This is a genomic window from Kribbella sp. NBC_01505 (assembly GCF_045040285.1).
Classification (GTDB): domain Bacteria; phylum Actinomycetota; class Actinomycetes; order Propionibacteriales; family Kribbellaceae; genus Kribbella.
Genome location: NZ_CP109425.1, coordinates 5,934,847 through 5,950,733, shown reverse-complemented (window position 1 = coordinate 5,950,733; position 15,887 = coordinate 5,934,847). Strand labels below are relative to the sequence as shown.

Annotated in this window: 10 protein-coding genes; 1 reads left to right on the top strand and 9 read right to left on the bottom strand. The window is 68.0% G+C overall.

The annotated features are described in order from the left end of the window. Window positions 1-167 precede the first annotated feature (167 nt). Window positions 168-1,376, top strand: a complete 1,209-nt coding sequence (gene tyrS / locus OG474_RS28120) for a tyrosine--tRNA ligase (protein ID WP_405056589.1) — start codon at window positions 168-170, stop codon at window positions 1,374-1,376. Between the two features lie 2,147 nt (window positions 1,377-3,523). Here tyrS and OG474_RS28115 read toward each other — a convergent pair. From OG474_RS28115 to pstA, 9 genes are all read right to left on the bottom strand, one after another. Further along, window positions 3,524-4,354, bottom strand: a complete 831-nt coding sequence (locus tag OG474_RS28115; RefSeq protein WP_405056588.1) for a class I SAM-dependent methyltransferase — start codon at window positions 4,352-4,354, stop codon at window positions 3,524-3,526. 132 nt (window positions 4,355-4,486) lie between these two features. Continuing rightward, window positions 4,487-5,647 (bottom strand): lytic transglycosylase domain-containing protein, encoded by a 1,161-nt coding sequence (locus tag OG474_RS28110; protein ID WP_405056587.1) that lies wholly within the window; start codon window positions 5,645-5,647, stop codon window positions 4,487-4,489. Then, complete coding sequence (locus OG474_RS28105; protein ID WP_405056586.1) at window positions 5,644-6,489, bottom strand: phosphate ABC transporter ATP-binding protein; 846 nt, start codon at window positions 6,487-6,489, stop codon at window positions 5,644-5,646. The genes OG474_RS28110 and OG474_RS28105 overlap by 4 nt, the downstream gene beginning before the upstream one ends. 27 nt (window positions 6,490-6,516) lie before the next feature. Beyond that, window positions 6,517-9,138: a hypothetical protein gene (locus OG474_RS28100; protein WP_405056585.1), complete on the bottom strand. Its 2,622-nt coding sequence runs from the start codon at window positions 9,136-9,138 to the stop codon at window positions 6,517-6,519. A gap of 164 nt (window positions 9,139-9,302) precedes the next feature. Next, on the bottom strand, window positions 9,303-10,316 hold the full coding sequence (locus tag OG474_RS28095; RefSeq protein WP_405056584.1) for a PstS family phosphate ABC transporter substrate-binding protein: 1,014 nt from the start codon (window positions 10,314-10,316) through the stop codon (window positions 9,303-9,305). 173 nt (window positions 10,317-10,489) lie between these two features. Then, on the bottom strand, window positions 10,490-12,196 hold the full coding sequence (locus tag OG474_RS28090; RefSeq protein WP_405056583.1) for a PPC domain-containing protein: 1,707 nt from the start codon (window positions 12,194-12,196) through the stop codon (window positions 10,490-10,492). A gap of 28 nt (window positions 12,197-12,224) precedes the next feature. Then, window positions 12,225-13,079 (bottom strand): sortase, encoded by an 855-nt coding sequence (locus OG474_RS28085; RefSeq protein ID WP_405056582.1) that lies wholly within the window; start codon window positions 13,077-13,079, stop codon window positions 12,225-12,227. After that, entirely contained in the window at window positions 13,076-14,740 is a 1,665-nt protein-coding gene (locus OG474_RS28080; protein WP_405056581.1) for a phosphate ABC transporter substrate-binding protein PstS, read from the bottom strand. The genes OG474_RS28085 and OG474_RS28080 overlap by 4 nt, the downstream gene beginning before the upstream one ends. An 11-nt stretch (window positions 14,741-14,751) precedes the next feature. Beyond that, a complete protein-coding gene (gene pstA / locus OG474_RS28075; protein ID WP_405056580.1) occupies window positions 14,752-15,885 on the bottom strand; it encodes a phosphate ABC transporter permease PstA in 1,134 nt (377 codons plus the stop codon). Window positions 15,886-15,887: the final 2 nt, after the last annotated feature.

Below are 15,887 nucleotides of genomic sequence, written 5' to 3'. Positions count from 1 at the left end.
GCGCGTGTTAGTTTGATGACGTGATCATCACGCGGCGTGTGGCGTATCGACCGGCTCTGGGAGGAGTCGGCGTTCTGTAGTACCCCCACCCCGCTCCGTCTCAGAGCCTCTTCCGTTTCCGGAGGCGCTGACGAGGGTGTCTCCATCACATCTTGGAGCGCACCCCCATGGATCCGTCCGCTGTAGTTGACCGACTACGCCGTACCACCGACTCGATCGTCGGCGAGGCCGACCTGCTCGAGCGCCTCGCCGCGGGGCGGCCGCTGCGGATCAAGTACGGCGTCGACCTGACCGCGCCGGACCTGCACCTCGGCCACGCGGTGAACCTGTGGATGATGCGCCAGCTCCAGGACCTCGGCCACCAGGTCGTCTTCCTCCTCGGCGACCTCACCACCCGCGTCGGCGACCCGACCGGCCGCTCCGACACCCGCCCGGTACTCACGCCTGAGGAGATCTCGGCGAACGCTGAGGCTTTTTTGGAGCAGGTCTCCTTGGTACTGCGCACGGACCCCGAGGTATTCGAGGTTCGCCGGAACTCCGAGTGGTACGACGCGATGGGCGTCGCGGAGCTGCTCGGCCTCCTCGGCCAGGTCACCCAGGCACAACTGATGAGCCGGGACATGTTCCGCGCCCGCGTCGAGGCCGGGCGCGAGATCGCCGTACACGAACTGGTGTACCCAGTCCTGCAGGGCTACGACAGCTTCGCGCTGCGCAGCGACCTGACGATCGTCGGCTCGGACCAGCTCTTCAACGAACAACTCGGCCGCCACTTCCAGCAACGCCTCGGCATGCCACCCCAGGTCGTCATCACCACCACGATCACCCCCGGCCTCGACGGCGGCGCCAAACAGTCGAAGTCGCTCAACAACTACATCGGTCTGACGGACTCCCCGCGCGACAAGTTCGGCAAGCTCATGAGCATCCCCGACAACCTGGTCGAGCCCTACGCCCACGTCTACACCGAACTCCCCCTCGACACCGTCGCCGCCCTCGCCGCCGCCGCAACCACCGGCGGCCCACCCGCCCGAGACGCCAAACTCCGCCTAGCCGCCGCAGTAGTAACCCGCTACCACGGCGCCGGCGTAGCCCGAACCGAACTCAACGCCTTCCAGCAAACCTTCACCCACCGAACCCAACCCACCAACATCCCCGAAGTAACCCTCGACCACCCACCAGCCACCGTCCTCGACCTCCTCCAAGCCCTCCGCCCCACCAACACCCGCTCCGAACTCCGCCGCCTCATCCACCAAGGCGCCGTAACCATCAACAACACCCGCATAGACACCCCCACCCACCCCGTCGACGCCACCACCGACCTAGTAATCCGCTCCGGTCCCCGAACCTGGCACCGAATCCCCCGCCCGGACACCGACTAGTGGCCGCGCCCACGACGTGGGGTCGCGGGACACCTTTGTCAGGTGTCCCACGACCCCAGTAGGTACGCGTGGTTCCCGCCGCTTGCGATCCGGCCGGTCCGGTCCGCGCTGGCTGATCGCCGCCGCGGCCGGTTTCTGAAGCGGGTGGCTGAGGTCGCCTATGGCTGGCCCTGATGGCGAGCTCGGCGACCAAGGTTCCCCGTCGCCTACGGCCGCCGGGCTACGGTTGCGGCCGCCAATTCCGAGTCCTACCACCTGACCCGCCGCGACGGTTGACCGCTCACCTCGCCCCGATTTCCCTGGCTAGGCAGGTACGGAGTCCTCGGGCCGCTGCCCCGGGGAGCCTGCGACCCTCACCACCCAGACCAGCAGAGCTCCCCGGCACCGCCGATCCCCGGACCGCAACCACCACCAACAGCAACCTCGATCACCGACCCGCCTGCCCCAGCCCCAGCCATAGCCCGCCACCCATCGGCAACGCGCAACCTCGGTCACCAACCGCACCCCCCACCCCAGCCAAAGCCCCACCCAGCCACCCCGCTTTCTGCCAACCGACCGCAGCGGCGACCAGCCGCCCGCCGACCCCTCCGGCCGCATCCCAGCCAGCAGAAGCCCGGCTTTGAGGGGATCCACTGCCACCCAGCGACAGCAGCTCCCCGCAGACCCGCACCAACGACTCCGGGCACGAGATCCACGGAGATCTACTGCCACGGAGCGGCAGCGATCATCCGTGAACCGGCCACAACCCGAGCACCCCACGTAACGTCCGAACAACCAGAGGCTGAGCCCGCGGGTCCTTCGGACGTTACGGAACGGCCGTGGCTAACGTCCGAACAACCGGAGGCTGAGCCTGCGGGTCCTTCGGACGTTAGCGATGGTTGGCCGGCTGGGCTGGGTGGGGTGGTCGGAGCGTGGTGAACCCGCCGAGGTGGCGCGTCCCCGACCGCCGTCGGCAACGCGCCACCTCGGTCACCGACCGCACTACCCACCCCAGCCAAAGCCCCGCCCAGCCACCCCGCTTTCAGTAGAAGCGGCCCGCAGCGGCGATCAGCCACCGGCGACCTCGGCGGCCGCATTGCAGCGAGCGGATGCTCGGCTTTGCGGGGATTTGCTGCCACCCAGCGGCAGTAGATCCACGCAGAGGCGCACCGACGACCCGGCAGACGAGATCCACGGAGATCTACTGCCACCGAGTGCCTGTTGCGATTTCGCCGCAGGTGATCGGTCGCGGTGGCTGAGGACTTTGGCCGGCCAGGAACCCCTCCTCCCCGAATGTGCCCGTCCCATCCGACCGCTCGGATCCGGCCGATTTCGTACGCGGTGGCTGGTCGCCGCTGCGGCCGGTTCTACTGATGCGGGTGGCTGGTGCGGTCTTCGGCTGAGGGGGATGGTGCGGGTCGGTGACCACGGTTGCGGTTGCTTGAGCTTCCGGGCTGTGGTTGCTCCCGACGATGAGGAGGCCGGTCAGGTGACCCGCCGCAGTGGTTGGCCACGGCGGTTCGGGTTGCCTGCCTCGCCTGCCCTGGCCTGGCCTGCGGAAATTTGGGTGGATATCCGTTCAAGTTGGCCCTTCTCTGCTCAAAATTTGAGGGGAGAACCAGCAACTTGCGAGGAGATCCCCTCGTTTTTCCGGGACCGCAACCGAAGCCCGGAAGCTCAGGCGACGGGCGCGCGGTCACCGGCCTCGCCGTCCCCCTTAACCAGAGGCGACGCCCGCCTAGCGCTTCAGTAAATCGGCCGCCGCGGCGACCAGCCACCGGCTACGCGTCCGGCCTGTCCGGTGCGGCGCGAATCGGGGGCACACGAACCGCTTTGCGGGGGTCTGCTGCCTCTCACCGGCAGTAGATCCCCGCAAACACCCACAAACCCCGACCAGCCACAGATCCACGGAGTTCTACTGCCAAATACCGGCAGCAATCGTCCGTGAACCCGCTCCAACCCCGACCAGTCACCGGATTGCAGGCACCAACGCCACGCCGATTCTGCAACAGGCTCCGAGCGGCGCGATCATCCGTGAACCGGCCACAACCCGAGCAACCGCACGTAACGTCCGAAGAAACGGAGACCACGCCCGCGGGTCCTTCGGACGCTAGGAACAGCCGTGGCTAACGTCCGAAGGCGGTGGGGCCGTTGGTGTGGCGGTGGGGTCAGGGTTTTTGGGTGGTTATCAGCCAGGTGGTGGAGGGGAAGGTTACGCCGGAGTCGGATCGGTGGGAGTGGAGGACTTGGCGGAGGTTGGATAGGGCTTGGGGTTTGGTGGTGGGGTCGATCAGCCAGTCGAGGATGCCTAGGGCTAGGCGTTCGGCGGTGGGGAGGTCGGGGCCCCAGGACATGGGTTCTTGGAGGGGTTGGTACTGCGGTTCGGCGAAGCCTGCGGTGGTGAGGATGGTGGTGACGCGCGCGGGGTCGGCGAAGGCGAACGGGCTGGGGGCGTCCGGGGGTGGGGTTGCGAGGGGGCGGCCGACGGCCAAGGCCGTGGTGAGTTCGGTGAACCAGGGGTTGGTGGCGGGTGCTTGCCAGACCAGGAGGGCTACTCGGCCGCCGGGGCGCAGTGCGCGGAAGAGGTTCGTGAACGCAGCAACGGGGTTGGCGAAGAACGTGCAGCCGGTGCGGCTGATCAGGACGTCGTATGCGGCCGGCTCGAAGGCATGGACCTCGGCATCGGCCTGCAGGAAGGTTGCGTTCCGGACCCCGGTGGCGCGGGCGCGCTGCGTCGCGACCTTGAGCATCGGCGCGGACAGGTCGACCCCGAGTGCGCTTCCCGAGCCCGCGAGCCACCCGGCGGCTCGCGTGGAACTGCCTGTACCGCAGCCCAGATCGAGCACCTGCTCACCGTTGCGGATCCCGGCCGCCCGCAACAGCGCGTCGTCGTACCGCTGCAGGCACTCCTCGAACAGGACCGCCTCCTCCGCCCAGAACACCCCTTCACCGGTGTCCCACGCCTGCAGTTGACCCGCGTTCCCCGATGCAACGTCCATTTTTGGCACCCTCCCTCTGCCCCTCAGTACGGGGAAGGGGGAGCCACGGTTCTCCAGGCCATCACAACTGTGCGTTCGAGGGTCGCTCACGCCCGCTGGGAGACGATTGTGATGGCCTGGCCGTCCGCAAACTCAGCCGGCGGGTGTGGCGGCAGGGGTCTCCAGATCCGGCGTCGGAGTGGGCTCCGGCGTAGGCGTAGGCGTGGGAGTTGGCGTTGGCTCAGGCGTCGGCTCCGGTGTCGGGGTGGGCGTCGGCGTCGGGGTGGCCGACGGCGTGCCCGGCTTGGTGGGTGGCTGGTACGGCGGCTTCGGCGTCCCCGGCGTTGCAGGCGGTGTCGGCGTCTGCAACGGCGGCGGTACGACGGCCGGCGGGGTCACCGGCAGAATCGGCACCGGCGGTGTCGGCAGCACGCTGCCAGGGCGGCCCGGCTTCGGGTCGACGTTGCCTCGGTTGTCGGCCGGCGGCGTGATCACGCCCGCACCATCCGGCACCTGCACGGTCTGCTGGCTGTAGGACTGCATCCACCGCAGCACGGTCGACACGTACTCCATCGAGTGGTTGTACCGCAGCACCGACTGCACCAGCCCCTTCGGATCCCCCAGGTTCGCGCCACCGAAGCAGAGGTAGTTGCCGGCGGCACGCGCCGCGTCGTACACGTTGTGCGGATCTTTCACCCCGTCACCGTTGCCATCAGCACCGAAACTCTTCCAGGTACCGGGGATGAACTGCATCGGCCCGACCGCCCGGTCCCACTGCGCGTTCCCGTCGTACTGCCCGCCGTCGGTGTCCGCGATCGCCGCCATCCCCGGCCCGCCGTCCAGCACCGGCCCGAGGATCCGGCCCCGAGTGTTGCCCTGGGCATCGACCTTGCCGGCGGCAGCATGGTCGGACTCCACCTTCCCGATCCCCGCCAGCAACGGCCACGTCAAATGACACGCAGGCATCGACACGCTCAGATCCTGCGCCACCCGCTGGTACGCCGCGAGCACCGTCCCCGGGATGCCCGACGCGTCCCCCGGGACCCCAGGAATCGGCTGCACCTTCCCGTCCGTCGTCCCAGTCTCCGGTACGTCGGCCTGCTCGTGCACGGGAAGCTGCCCATCCGCCCCGGGCCCCGGCGGCAACTCAGCCGGGTGGTCGATGAACCCGGCCAGCGCCGTCGAGTCGACCACCAACTGATTCGGCGTACCGCTGCCACCAGAAGCGACCACCAGCGCGATCACCCCGAGCGGCGCGGCGCAGGCCCAGCCCGCGATCAGCTTGATCCGCCAGGTATCGCCCCGGGTGATCACCCGAACCGTCCTTCCACATAGTCGGCCGTCCGGGAATCCTCCGGCGCGGAGAAGATCTTCGTGGTCGGTCCGGCCTCGACGATCACACCCGGAGTCCCCTGCTCAGCAAGGAAGAACGCGCAGGTCTGCGACACCCGCGCGGCCTGCTGCATGTTGTGCGTGACGATCACGATCGTCACCTCACGACGGAGCTCATGGATGGTCTCCTCGATCCGCCGCGTCGAGGTCGGGTCGAGCGCCGAACACGGCTCGTCCATCAGCAGTACGTCGGGCCGCACGGCCAGCGATCGCGCGATACACAACCGCTGTTGCTGGCCACCGGACAACGCACCGCCAGGCGAGTTGAGCCGGTCCTTCACCTCTTTCCACAGCCCGCCCTTGGTCAGGCACTCCTCGATCAGGTCCTGCCGCTCGCTCCCGCGAACCCGGGTCCCGGTCAGCTTCAGCCCGGCGGTCACGTTCTCCGCGATACTCATCGCCGGGAACGGGTTCGGCTTCTGGAACACCATGCCGACCCGCTTCCGCGTGTCGGTGATCCGCCGTTCCGGCTCGTAGATGTCCTCGTCGTCGAGCAGCACCCGGCCGGCGAGCGACGCGCTCGGCACCAACTCGTGCATCCGGTTCAGGATCCGCAGGAACGTCGACTTGCCGCAGCCGGACGGTCCGATCAGCGCGGTTACCTGGCCGGCCTCCATCCGCAGCGAGATGTCGGCGAGCACCTTGTGGGTACCGAACCACGCCGCGACCCGGTCGCTCTCGAGCACACTGCCACCACTGATCGGCGGTAGCACTGTGGTCTCGTCGTCAGCGATGGTCGGGACGACAGGCAATACGGAGGTCATGCGAATCCTTCCAATGCAGCAAGCAGGTCAGCCACGACGACGCCCCCGGCGGAACAGGCCGGCCAGATACGAGCCACCGGACGCGAGACCACGCCGTACCGGATGGCCCGGCTGGGCGATCACGCGGATCCCCGGCGACGCGACCCCAGCGGCCAAACCGACCGCCAGCAAGGCGGGAAGGCCCCAGGCCAACCAGCCGAGTGACTCACCGGTGGTGGCCGCGACCGGCTTGGTCCCAGCGTTGTTCACCGGCGGCTGGCTCGGCCCGCCGGACGGTGCCGTCGGAGCCGGCGTGGGCGTCGGCGTCTTCCCGCCACCACCGTTGTTCGGGCCGTCGGTGTTCGGCGCCTTCGTCGGCGGATCGTTCGGCGTCGGATCCTTGGGGTCGTCGACCGGGTCCTTCGGCGGAATCGGAATCGTCCCGGTCTGCGCCGCGACCGCGTCGGCCACCTTGGCGGCCTGGTCCCGCATCGCCTGCGTCAGCGCGAGGTAGCCGTCCGGCAACTGCCCGGCCTCCTGCCCCCACTGCTGCCCCTCGGTCGACATCCAGCGGATGTTGTCGGCGTACCGGGTGGCCAGCGTGCTCGGCAGGTTCGCCGTCGGCACGGCCGCGTAGGTGATCATCGTGCCGGGGTAGCCCCGCTTGTCCATGCCGGCGTAGTCGATGTTCCAGACGCCGGAGCTCTTGTCCGGGATCGCCCCGTCCAACGCGTACCCCATCGCCTCGACCGTCGGCGCGACGAACTCACCGGCACTGTTCCGCAGATCAGCCGCCAGTACGCCGGACTTGGCCAGCTCGGACTGGACCGACAGTGTGAAGACGTGCCGGGTCCCGAAGAGCTGCACTTGATCGCGCTTACCCGTGTAGCCGCTCTTCGGATCGTTCGGATCCTTCAGCCCCGGGCTCTGGGTCATCGGCCAGCCGATCATCGCGATGTCGGCGCCGTTCGCCCAGGAGTTGATCGCCGGGGCCCAGTACGCCGGGGGGCCCAGCCCCGCCCACGTCGCACCGTCCATCCCCGGCCCGGGCTTGGGGGCCAGCCAGCCGTCGTTGAGGTTGTAGTCGTCAGTGGGCACCTGCCACCCGCGGTAGGTCTTGTTCACCGTCATGCCCCATGGATCCGCCTTGCCCTGCAGGAACGCGCGGGCCGTCGGGTCGGCCCAGACCCAACGGGTCAGGGCGAGGAACACGTCGCTGCGTGCGGTCGGCATCGACAGCTGAGTGCCCTCAGCGGCGTTCAGACCGGCGAAGCCGGACGCGCCGGGGTTGAGTTGAGCGAACTCCGGATCCTGGAAGATGTTCGCCGGATTGCTACCGGTATTGGGATTCACCGCCCAGCCGTCCTTGTTCGGCCGGAACAGTCCTGGGTAGGACTGCGTGAGCATCTTCGCCACGAGCCGCTGGTTGAGCTTCAGATCGGTGACCGGGCTCGTGATGCCGTTCACGGTCTTGTCGATCGTGTAGCCGATGGAGAAACCGGTGACCGCGATCGGGGCATAGCCCGGCTTGCGGTCGGTCGACAGCGGATCGTCCGGTCCGGCCGGCTCACTCACCACCGCGGCATCTGCCGAGTACTTCGATGCGGTCGCGGGATCGCGAAGACCCAGCTGCCGCATCGCGTCCGGTTCCCAGGCGCGGGTGTAGTCGAGCGCGGACGGACTCGACGACTGGCACCGGGCCGGGACCCAGCGGCGCATTGCCTCACCGGTGAGTTCGGAACCGATGAACTTCGCCTGGTCGGCGCGGCCGACGCATTTCGGCAGGCTCGGGCTGAACGAGAGCTTGAAGACATAGCGCTCGTACCAGTTCGCCAGCAACTGCCAGTTCGCGATGGCAGTCGTCCCCGTCGCCTTGGCACAGTTACTGATCAGCAGGGGCGTGGCACCCTGCTCCGCCGTACGACACGGCCGGGTCCGCACCGGGACGACGACCAGGGAGCACGGCACCTTGTCCGAGCAGCCCAGCGACGTGTTCTCGACGGCCGTGTTGATCCAGGTCTGGACGGACCCGCTCCCGTCCTGCTGCGGGCGCCCGCGCCGATAGTTCCGGGACGCCGGAGTGAAGTCTTCGAGCGCCTTGACGCCGACGGACGCGTCGGTGGGGATAGCCATCGCAAACGTGCGCCAGGTGCCGTTCGCGTTCCTGACGCCGTGATACTCGTCCTTCTTGTCGTCCTTGTCGTCCACCTTGCGGAACGGCACCGAGAACAACGGGCCGGCCGGCAGCGTCTTGAGCTGGGTGTACCAGTCGGAGGTCTCGACCGGGGCGTAGTAGTTCGCCTTGGCCGACATGGCCTGGCTGCCGAGCGGATCGCCCTCGTCGGAGAAGCTTCCGAACCAGCAGTCCTCGCGGGTCGGGTTGAGACCGCGGCACTGCATCACGGCGACCGTGTTCTGGGTGAAGCTGGACGAGTAGTCGAGGCCGGTCCAGGAGACCGAGATCGCCTGCCGGGTGAGGTTTCCGGTCCTGGAGGCAGTGACGCTCACCCCACCGCGCTGCAACGTCACCGGGTTCGCTGACGGCTCGGCGAACATCGCCTGGTCCGTCGGGTCCGGTGGCGGATCCGCGGCCACCGCCGTACCGGGTGCCACTGGTAGCAGCGCCAGCACGAAGGCGCCGGCGATCAACGTGAGCTTCCTCGGCCTCACAGAAATTCCTCCCCATTCCGGACACGCCGCAAGGGTGTGTCGATGGTCCTCAGCCTGTCCACGGGGCGGTACGGCGCAGAGTCCGTGAGGTGAACTGGACATGAAACGAGCCCGGTGGGCACGGATGATCCGTGCCCACCGGGGTTCTGGTGCGTTGTCGAGATTCAGAGCACGCCGCAGGTGCCGCCGTTGGCAGCGTCGCCGAGCGGCAGGAAGCCATTGGCGGTGACGACGTCACCGGCGGTGGTGGTGGCGGGGTCGGAGTCGGCGTCCTCGCAGATGTAGGGCGTGCCGCCCAGGGACGAGAAGCCGGTGCCGTCACCGAAGACGTCGGCGAGGCCGGCCGGGACCGAGCCCGCGACGAGCTTCACGACGTTGTAGAGGTTGCGGTCGTAGGCGCCCGAGTCGGCGGCCGCGACGGCACCGAGGAAGGTGCCGCTCTTCTCGGTGGCGGTGAGGAGGTTGTAGCGGCCGACGGAGAACGGCGCGATGGAGCCGGCGTTGGCCTTGATCGGGGCCGAGCTGTGCTCCTGGACGGCGACGCCACCGACGTTGTCCTTGACGCAGGACGGCGGGGTGGTGGCGTTGATGCCGACCTGGGTGGCCCAGAAGGTCCGGGTACCCGAGTTGATCTGCGGGATCAGCGGGAGGATGGCCAGGTTCGGGCCGCCGACCTGGTTCCAGTTGGTGATGGTGCAGTTGTAGATGCCGGTCAGCTGCGCGTCGGTCAGCGAGGAGACGCCGGTGACGCCGCTGTGCGCCGCCCAGCGGACGCTGTCCTTGGCGAACGGCAGGAAGGCGAGGTTGGCGCAGTCGCTGCTCGACGGGCCACGCGAGGAGCGCGCCGCGGTGACGTTCGCGTTCGAGCACAGCGCGGTGATGCCGGCGCCCGAGCCGTTCGGCCGGGTGACGGCGGCGGTGCCGGAGCGCAGTACGACGGTCGCGGAGCCGGTCGCGTCGAACGACGCGAGCTTGGCCGACGGGACCGGGGTGCGGCCGTTGTAGACGGCGGCGAGGTCGTTGAGCACGTTCTCGCTCGTGTCCGAACCGACCAGGACGACGTCGTTCGCGTCCGGCACGAAGCTCGGGTCGGCCGAGGCCGTCAGCGTGGTGGTGGCGACCACGGCGACCGCGGCAGCGGCGATCGCGGTGGCACGGGCGGTGCGGGTGAAACGCATTTTGGGGAATTCCCTTCCTCACAAGCGTTTTCACGACCTGAGGTGGTCGCGGTGCCGGTTTGCGGTCACATCCCTAATTCATCGTGCCGGGGTCGCCAGCAGGTCTCGGTTGGGTTAACCACACATGACCCGCTGGCTAGCCGGAAACGTTAACCACTCAGCAGGGACGGCGTTCAACAGGGAGCGGTGATCCCCCACGCGATCGCGTTCAAGCTGTTCTGGCTGCCGGTCAGACCGGTGGCCGGGTTGTAGGTGTCGGACTTGAAGTCCACGTCGACATCGTCCGCGGTACCACCCAGACCGTCCGCGCCAACGCCGTACAGACCGGGGAAGTTGCCGTCAGCATCCATCAACGTGCTCGTGGTGCTGGCCGGGTCGGTCGGCGCGGCGCCGTACAGGGCTCCGAGCTCGCGGCTGGCCAGGTTGCCCAGAGCCGTGCCGACGAAGGCGATCCGGTTGGACGTGGCACCGAGGTAGGTGTTCAGGCTGAGCGGTCCGGCGGCCGCGCTGATCCGATCCAGCTGGACCAGTGCGGTCTCCTCATGGGCGACATTGCCCACGTCGATCGATTGTGCGGTACCGATCCGGCCGATGCCGGACTCGGAGGTCTTGCCGCCGATCACCACCCGCGAAACGTTCGGGCTGCCGAAGGTGTCGGTGTCGTCGGCGCTGGTGCGGATCCGGACATTGACGTCGTACCCGGCGCGGACGGCGTCAGTGCGCAGGTTCTCCCGCACGGTAGCGGTCGCCTTGGCGATCACGGCGGCCTCATCGGCAGCCGTCAGACCCCAGTTGGGCAGGTACGACGCCAGTCCGGACAGCTGCCGGACTCCCGTACCACCGAGCGGCGCGAGGTCGATCGAGCCACCATCGAAGTCCAGGAACACGGTCTGCGGAGCGTCGTCGACACTCGGCCGATTCACCCCGAGGTTGAGGTCGTAGCCGCCGAAGCCATCGGTGACCGAGACCGCGTACCAACCGGCCTGGTCGGCTACCACCGCCAGGTCGACCGCACCGCGCGGCAGGGTGGACGCGGTCGGCAGCTTGCCGAGGCTGTGTACGTCGGTGCCCACGGCAACCGATCCGTTCGGACGCAGCACGGTCAGCCGGTCACCCGACGTACCGAGGGCTGCACCGAGAACGTCGCCCGCGGCCAGCTTGACCGCGTAGAAGTCGCGGTCGACCGGCGCGGACGCGATCAGCAGCTGGTAGGCGCCGGTGTCGGCACCGCCCAGGCCGCTGCCCGAGTTCTGCGGATCGGCCGGGAAGTCGCCGAGGGCGCTCTTACCGGCAACGGCCACGTAGTAGTCGGCGGTCGCGGTGATCGGGTACTGAAGTTTGCTTAGGGCACCGACCCCATTGTCGTCATCAGACGCGAGCAGTTGACCCGCCGCGTCGTACAGACCGACCACCGTGTTGGTGGAGGCGGCCGAACCGTCGGTGCTGACGGTCAGCGTCTGGCCGGCCTGGCCGGCCACCTTGTAGAAGTCGAAGTCGTTGGTCTTGTCGCCGAGCACGCCGTGCGGCCCGTCGCCGAGTGTCCCGCTGGTGGTCACGGCCCGGACGCTGCCGGTACCGATCCCGGTGGCCATCGCGGATGCGATCGACCCGTTGTCCTCGTCACCGGTGGTCAGTGCGACCGGGGCCGGCGAGAGGGTGCCGTGCACGGTGGCGGAGCCGGACTGGCCGTAGCCGGTTCCGACGCCGTACAACCGTTCCGCTGCAGTCCGGCTGTCGTTCTCCCCCGCTGCCGTGACTGCTTCGTGCTCTTGATGGGTGGTGGTGGTGGTGCCTACTGCGGACGAGACCGCCGGGGTGGTGGCGAGCAGTGCGGCGACCAGCGCCGCACCGACCACAGTCCGGTGGATTCGTACACTCATCAGCTTTCCCCTCCAGGAACTGATCTGCTCAGATCAGATTCGGAAGCATGGCGGCGATCTGTTCGAACACCCGCCATACCAGCGCGACGACAATCGGCGCGCCGATCAGGTAGGACTCCCAACGGCCGATCCGGGAGCGGAACCAGACAACTCCGGCGGCGACCGCGATCAGTGCCTGCAACCACAGCACCAGCGTCAGCACACCGGACAGGTCCACACCGAACGCCTGCTGAGAATCCGGGACCCGGGCCAACCGGCCACCCGGGTCGGGTAGTGCAGCGCCGTCGACGAGCTCGGCGTCGACGTACACGGTCTTCGACGGCACCGGCCCACCCTCGGCGGTGACGAGAGTGACGCGCGAACCACCGCTGGCCAGTACGGCGGGCAGCGGGTCCCCGGCCCGTCGCACCGCCTTGACCTCGTAGTTGAACCGGCCCTCACCGGTGACGACCTCGAACCGCGCCCCAGGCCCCAGCTTCGGCACGGTCCGGAACGGCCCGCCGTAGCTGAGCGCCCGCCCGTAGATCACCGAGACACCGGCCTCGCCCGGCAGGGGGCTGTCGGCGCGATGCCCCGGCCCACTCATCATCACCGAGCCGGTCGTGCCCTCGCGGATCACCTGGCGCAGGCCGAGGCCCGGAATATCCAGTACGGCGACCGGAGCGCCGTACTGGATGCCCGCACCGATCGGCGCGGTCGCCTCGGCGAGCTGGCCGCGAATCTTGTCATAGGCAACGTCCTGGGCCCGGTTGTACTGCAGCGCGCCCAGCAGCAGTACGTAGATGACGAACACGATGATGCCCAGGGCAAACAACCGCATCGCGTCCGACGTCAGCTGCGGACGCAGCGCGAGTTCTTCCCGCGCCTTCGTTGCTAAGCTCATCTACCTGCTCGCTTGCGCTGCAGATGCCGGGAAACCAGGGTCGGAACCAGGAGTAGCAACAGGGCCTCGACCGCGACCAGTACGGCGATGTTGCGCAGCGTGTTGCCGCTACCGCGGTTCCCGTTCAGGTCGGTCACCTGGCCGGTCGGCACATACCCACCGTTGTTCGACCCACCGGCGTTCACCACCTGCCCGGTCTCCGGATCGACGGCCCCTCCGTTCGTCGGTCCACCACTAGGCTGCTGCCCCGGCTGGGTCGGCTGATTCGCGGGCCCGTCACCGTTACCGTTGCCCGCGTTGTTCCCGTTGTTGTTCCCGGCCCCGTTACCGTTCCCGTTGCCTGTGTTGTTGTTCCCATTGTTGTTGCCGTTGTTCCCGTTGTTGCCGGCAGCAACGCACTTGCCGTTCACCGCCGGCCCGGCCCCATCCCGGTCGCAAGCCAGCGGTTGCGGCGCGATCACCGCGAGTACGTTCTTGTTCAGATCCTTGCCGTCGAACGTCGGGTTGCCACACTTCTTGATGTCCGTCCCCCCGGCCTTGCTGCCCGGAACCCTGGCAACCTGATGGAACGCGGCCTGGACCAAGTTCAACGGCAACGGCGAGTAGCCCAATGGCGCCGCCTTCTGCTGCCCCTGACAGAGGAAGTACGACGCGAAGTCGGACAGTGTCTGGCCCTTGTTGGCACTGAGGTTCGCGGTCGGCAGGATCATGTACGAGTACGAAGACAGCGGGTACGTCCGCGGATCGGCGTTGTTGTACACCCCGGTCAGCTTCTGGGTCAGATAGAGCGGCGAACTCGTGTTGTTCTCGATCTGCGCCTTGGTCAGCGCCACCGCGGTGTTGTACGAGTTCGGCTCGGTGTAGTAGCCGGCGTTGTTCTTCACCTTCGCCACCGGGTAGCTCTTGCCCAGTGCGTACGAGTACTCGACGTACCCGATGGCGCCGTCGGCGTAGCTGGCCGAGATGTAGCCGGCCATCTGACTCGAGCCGCCCTGCGCCTTCACCCCGGCGAAGTTCGTGGTCGGGTAGTACGACGTCTGACCGCACTTCCGGCCTTGGGTGGACTGGCAGAAGCTGTCCCACACACCCTTGTGCTGGGTGTTCATCCAGAGCGTGAACTGCGCCGTCGTCCCCGACCCGTCCGACCGGACCACCGGGATGATCTTCTTGCTCGGCAGCTTCTTGCCGTTGTTGTCCTTGGTGACCTGCGGATCGTTCCAGTTGGTGATCTTGCCGGTGAAGATCTTCGTGATCGTGTCACCGGACAGCCGCAGGTCGCGGTAGAGCTGACCACCGATCCGGATCTGGTACATGAACGCCGTACCGCCGGCCACGATCGGCATGTAGGCGAACTTCCGGCCGTTCGACGTGTCGTTCTGCCCGGTCAGCGGATCGGTGCCCTGGTACGGGATCTCGCTGATCGCGAAGTCGACCAGGTTGTTGGCGAAGTCGAGGCGGCCACGGGACGACCCACCGCCGCCGTACTCGACCCGCATCCCCTGCGGCTCGACGTCGCGGATCCACTGGTCCAGCGCGTTCTGCGACCAGGTCGATCCAGTGCCGTAGATCGGCGCGTACGCCGTACTCCCGGCAACCGCGGGCAGCGCCGCGACCGTCGTTGTGAGCAGCAGGGCGAGCACGAAGGCAGTCAGCCGTCGCATGGTGCGTCCTTTCATCGGGAACCGCCTCGACCACGACCGGCCATCCAGCGGGAGAAGGCGAACAGCACGAGGACCAGCAACAGCAGCAGCGCGGCAGCGCCGAACGCCCGGCTGATGTAGTTGGCCTCCGGCGACTGCGACATCTTGAAGGTGAACAAGGGCAGCGAAACCATCGGCCCGGAGAACGGATTGAGATTCAGGTACGTCGTGAATCCGGCGGTCAGCAGCACCGGAGAGGTCTCGCCGATCCCCCGTGCCGTGCCGAGCACCAGCGCCGTCGCGAGACCCGGCCGGGCGGTGGGCAGGACCACCGACCAGACCGTCCGCCACTGGGTCGCCCCGAGCGCGAGCGACGCCTCCCGAAGCCCACTCGGCACCAGCCTGAGTACGACTTCCGAGGAGCGGGCGATGATCGGCAGCATCATCACCGAGATCGCCATCGCCGCGACGAACCCGGACAACCGCATCCCGAAGCCGATCAGCAGCACGACGTACGCGAACAAGCCGGCCACGATCGACGGCAGCGCGGTCATCGCCTCGACCACCGACCGGACCAGCCGCGACGCGCGGCCGCCGACCTCGGTCAGATAGACGGCGCAGAGAATCCCGAGCGGCAACGTGATCGCGATCGCGATGCTGATCTGGATCAGCGTCCCGGCCAGTGCATGCAGCGCACCACCGGTGTTCAGCGGTTCGAGCGGCCCGGCCGTTCGCAGGTCCTGGGTGAAGAAGTTCTTGTGGATCAACGCCCGCGCCCCGCGGATCAGCGTGTAGCCGATCACGGTCGACAGCGCGAAGCCCACCAGACCCGCGCCGCTATGTGCGAGCAGTACGGCGAACCTGTCGACCAGCACCACCCGCCCGCGCCGGAGCCCGGTGTACAGCAGGTACAGGAGGGTGAACGACAGCCACCAGCAGACGATGAACCCGAGCGTGCCTTCGGTCGGCAGGATCCGGCTGTAGAACACCCAGGTCAGCGACAGCCCGGCGAGCGCTGATCCCCCGAGGCCCGCCCGGTCCTCCACATCGACCACCCGTAACCGGCGCTTCTCGGGCTCGGGCGGTGGTTCGGGCGGCGTGTGGCCGTTCTGTACAGCCTTCTCGACGAACGGGTTCTCGAGCTCCGGTGGACGGGTGATGGTCATCG

Coding starts and splice junctions, on each gene's coding strand:
- tyrS (WP_405056589.1), top strand. CDS start 168: ATGGATCCGTCCGCTGTAGTTGACCGACTACGCCGTACCACCGACTCG.
- OG474_RS28115 (WP_405056588.1), bottom strand. CDS start 4,354: ATGGACGTTGCATCGGGGAACGCGGGTCAACTGCAGGCGTGGGACACC.
- OG474_RS28105 (WP_405056586.1), bottom strand. CDS start 6,489: ATGACCTCCGTATTGCCTGTCGTCCCGACCATCGCTGACGACGAGACC.
- OG474_RS28095 (WP_405056584.1), bottom strand. CDS start 10,316: ATGCGTTTCACCCGCACCGCCCGTGCCACCGCGATCGCCGCTGCCGCG.
- OG474_RS28090 (WP_405056583.1), bottom strand. CDS start 12,196: ATGAGTGTACGAATCCACCGGACTGTGGTCGGTGCGGCGCTGGTCGCC.
- OG474_RS28085 (WP_405056582.1), bottom strand. CDS start 13,079: ATGAGCTTAGCAACGAAGGCGCGGGAAGAACTCGCGCTGCGTCCGCAG.
- OG474_RS28080 (WP_405056581.1), bottom strand. CDS start 14,740: ATGCGACGGCTGACTGCCTTCGTGCTCGCCCTGCTGCTCACAACGACG.
- pstA (WP_405056580.1), bottom strand. CDS start 15,885: ATGACCATCACCCGTCCACCGGAGCTCGAGAACCCGTTCGTCGAGAAG.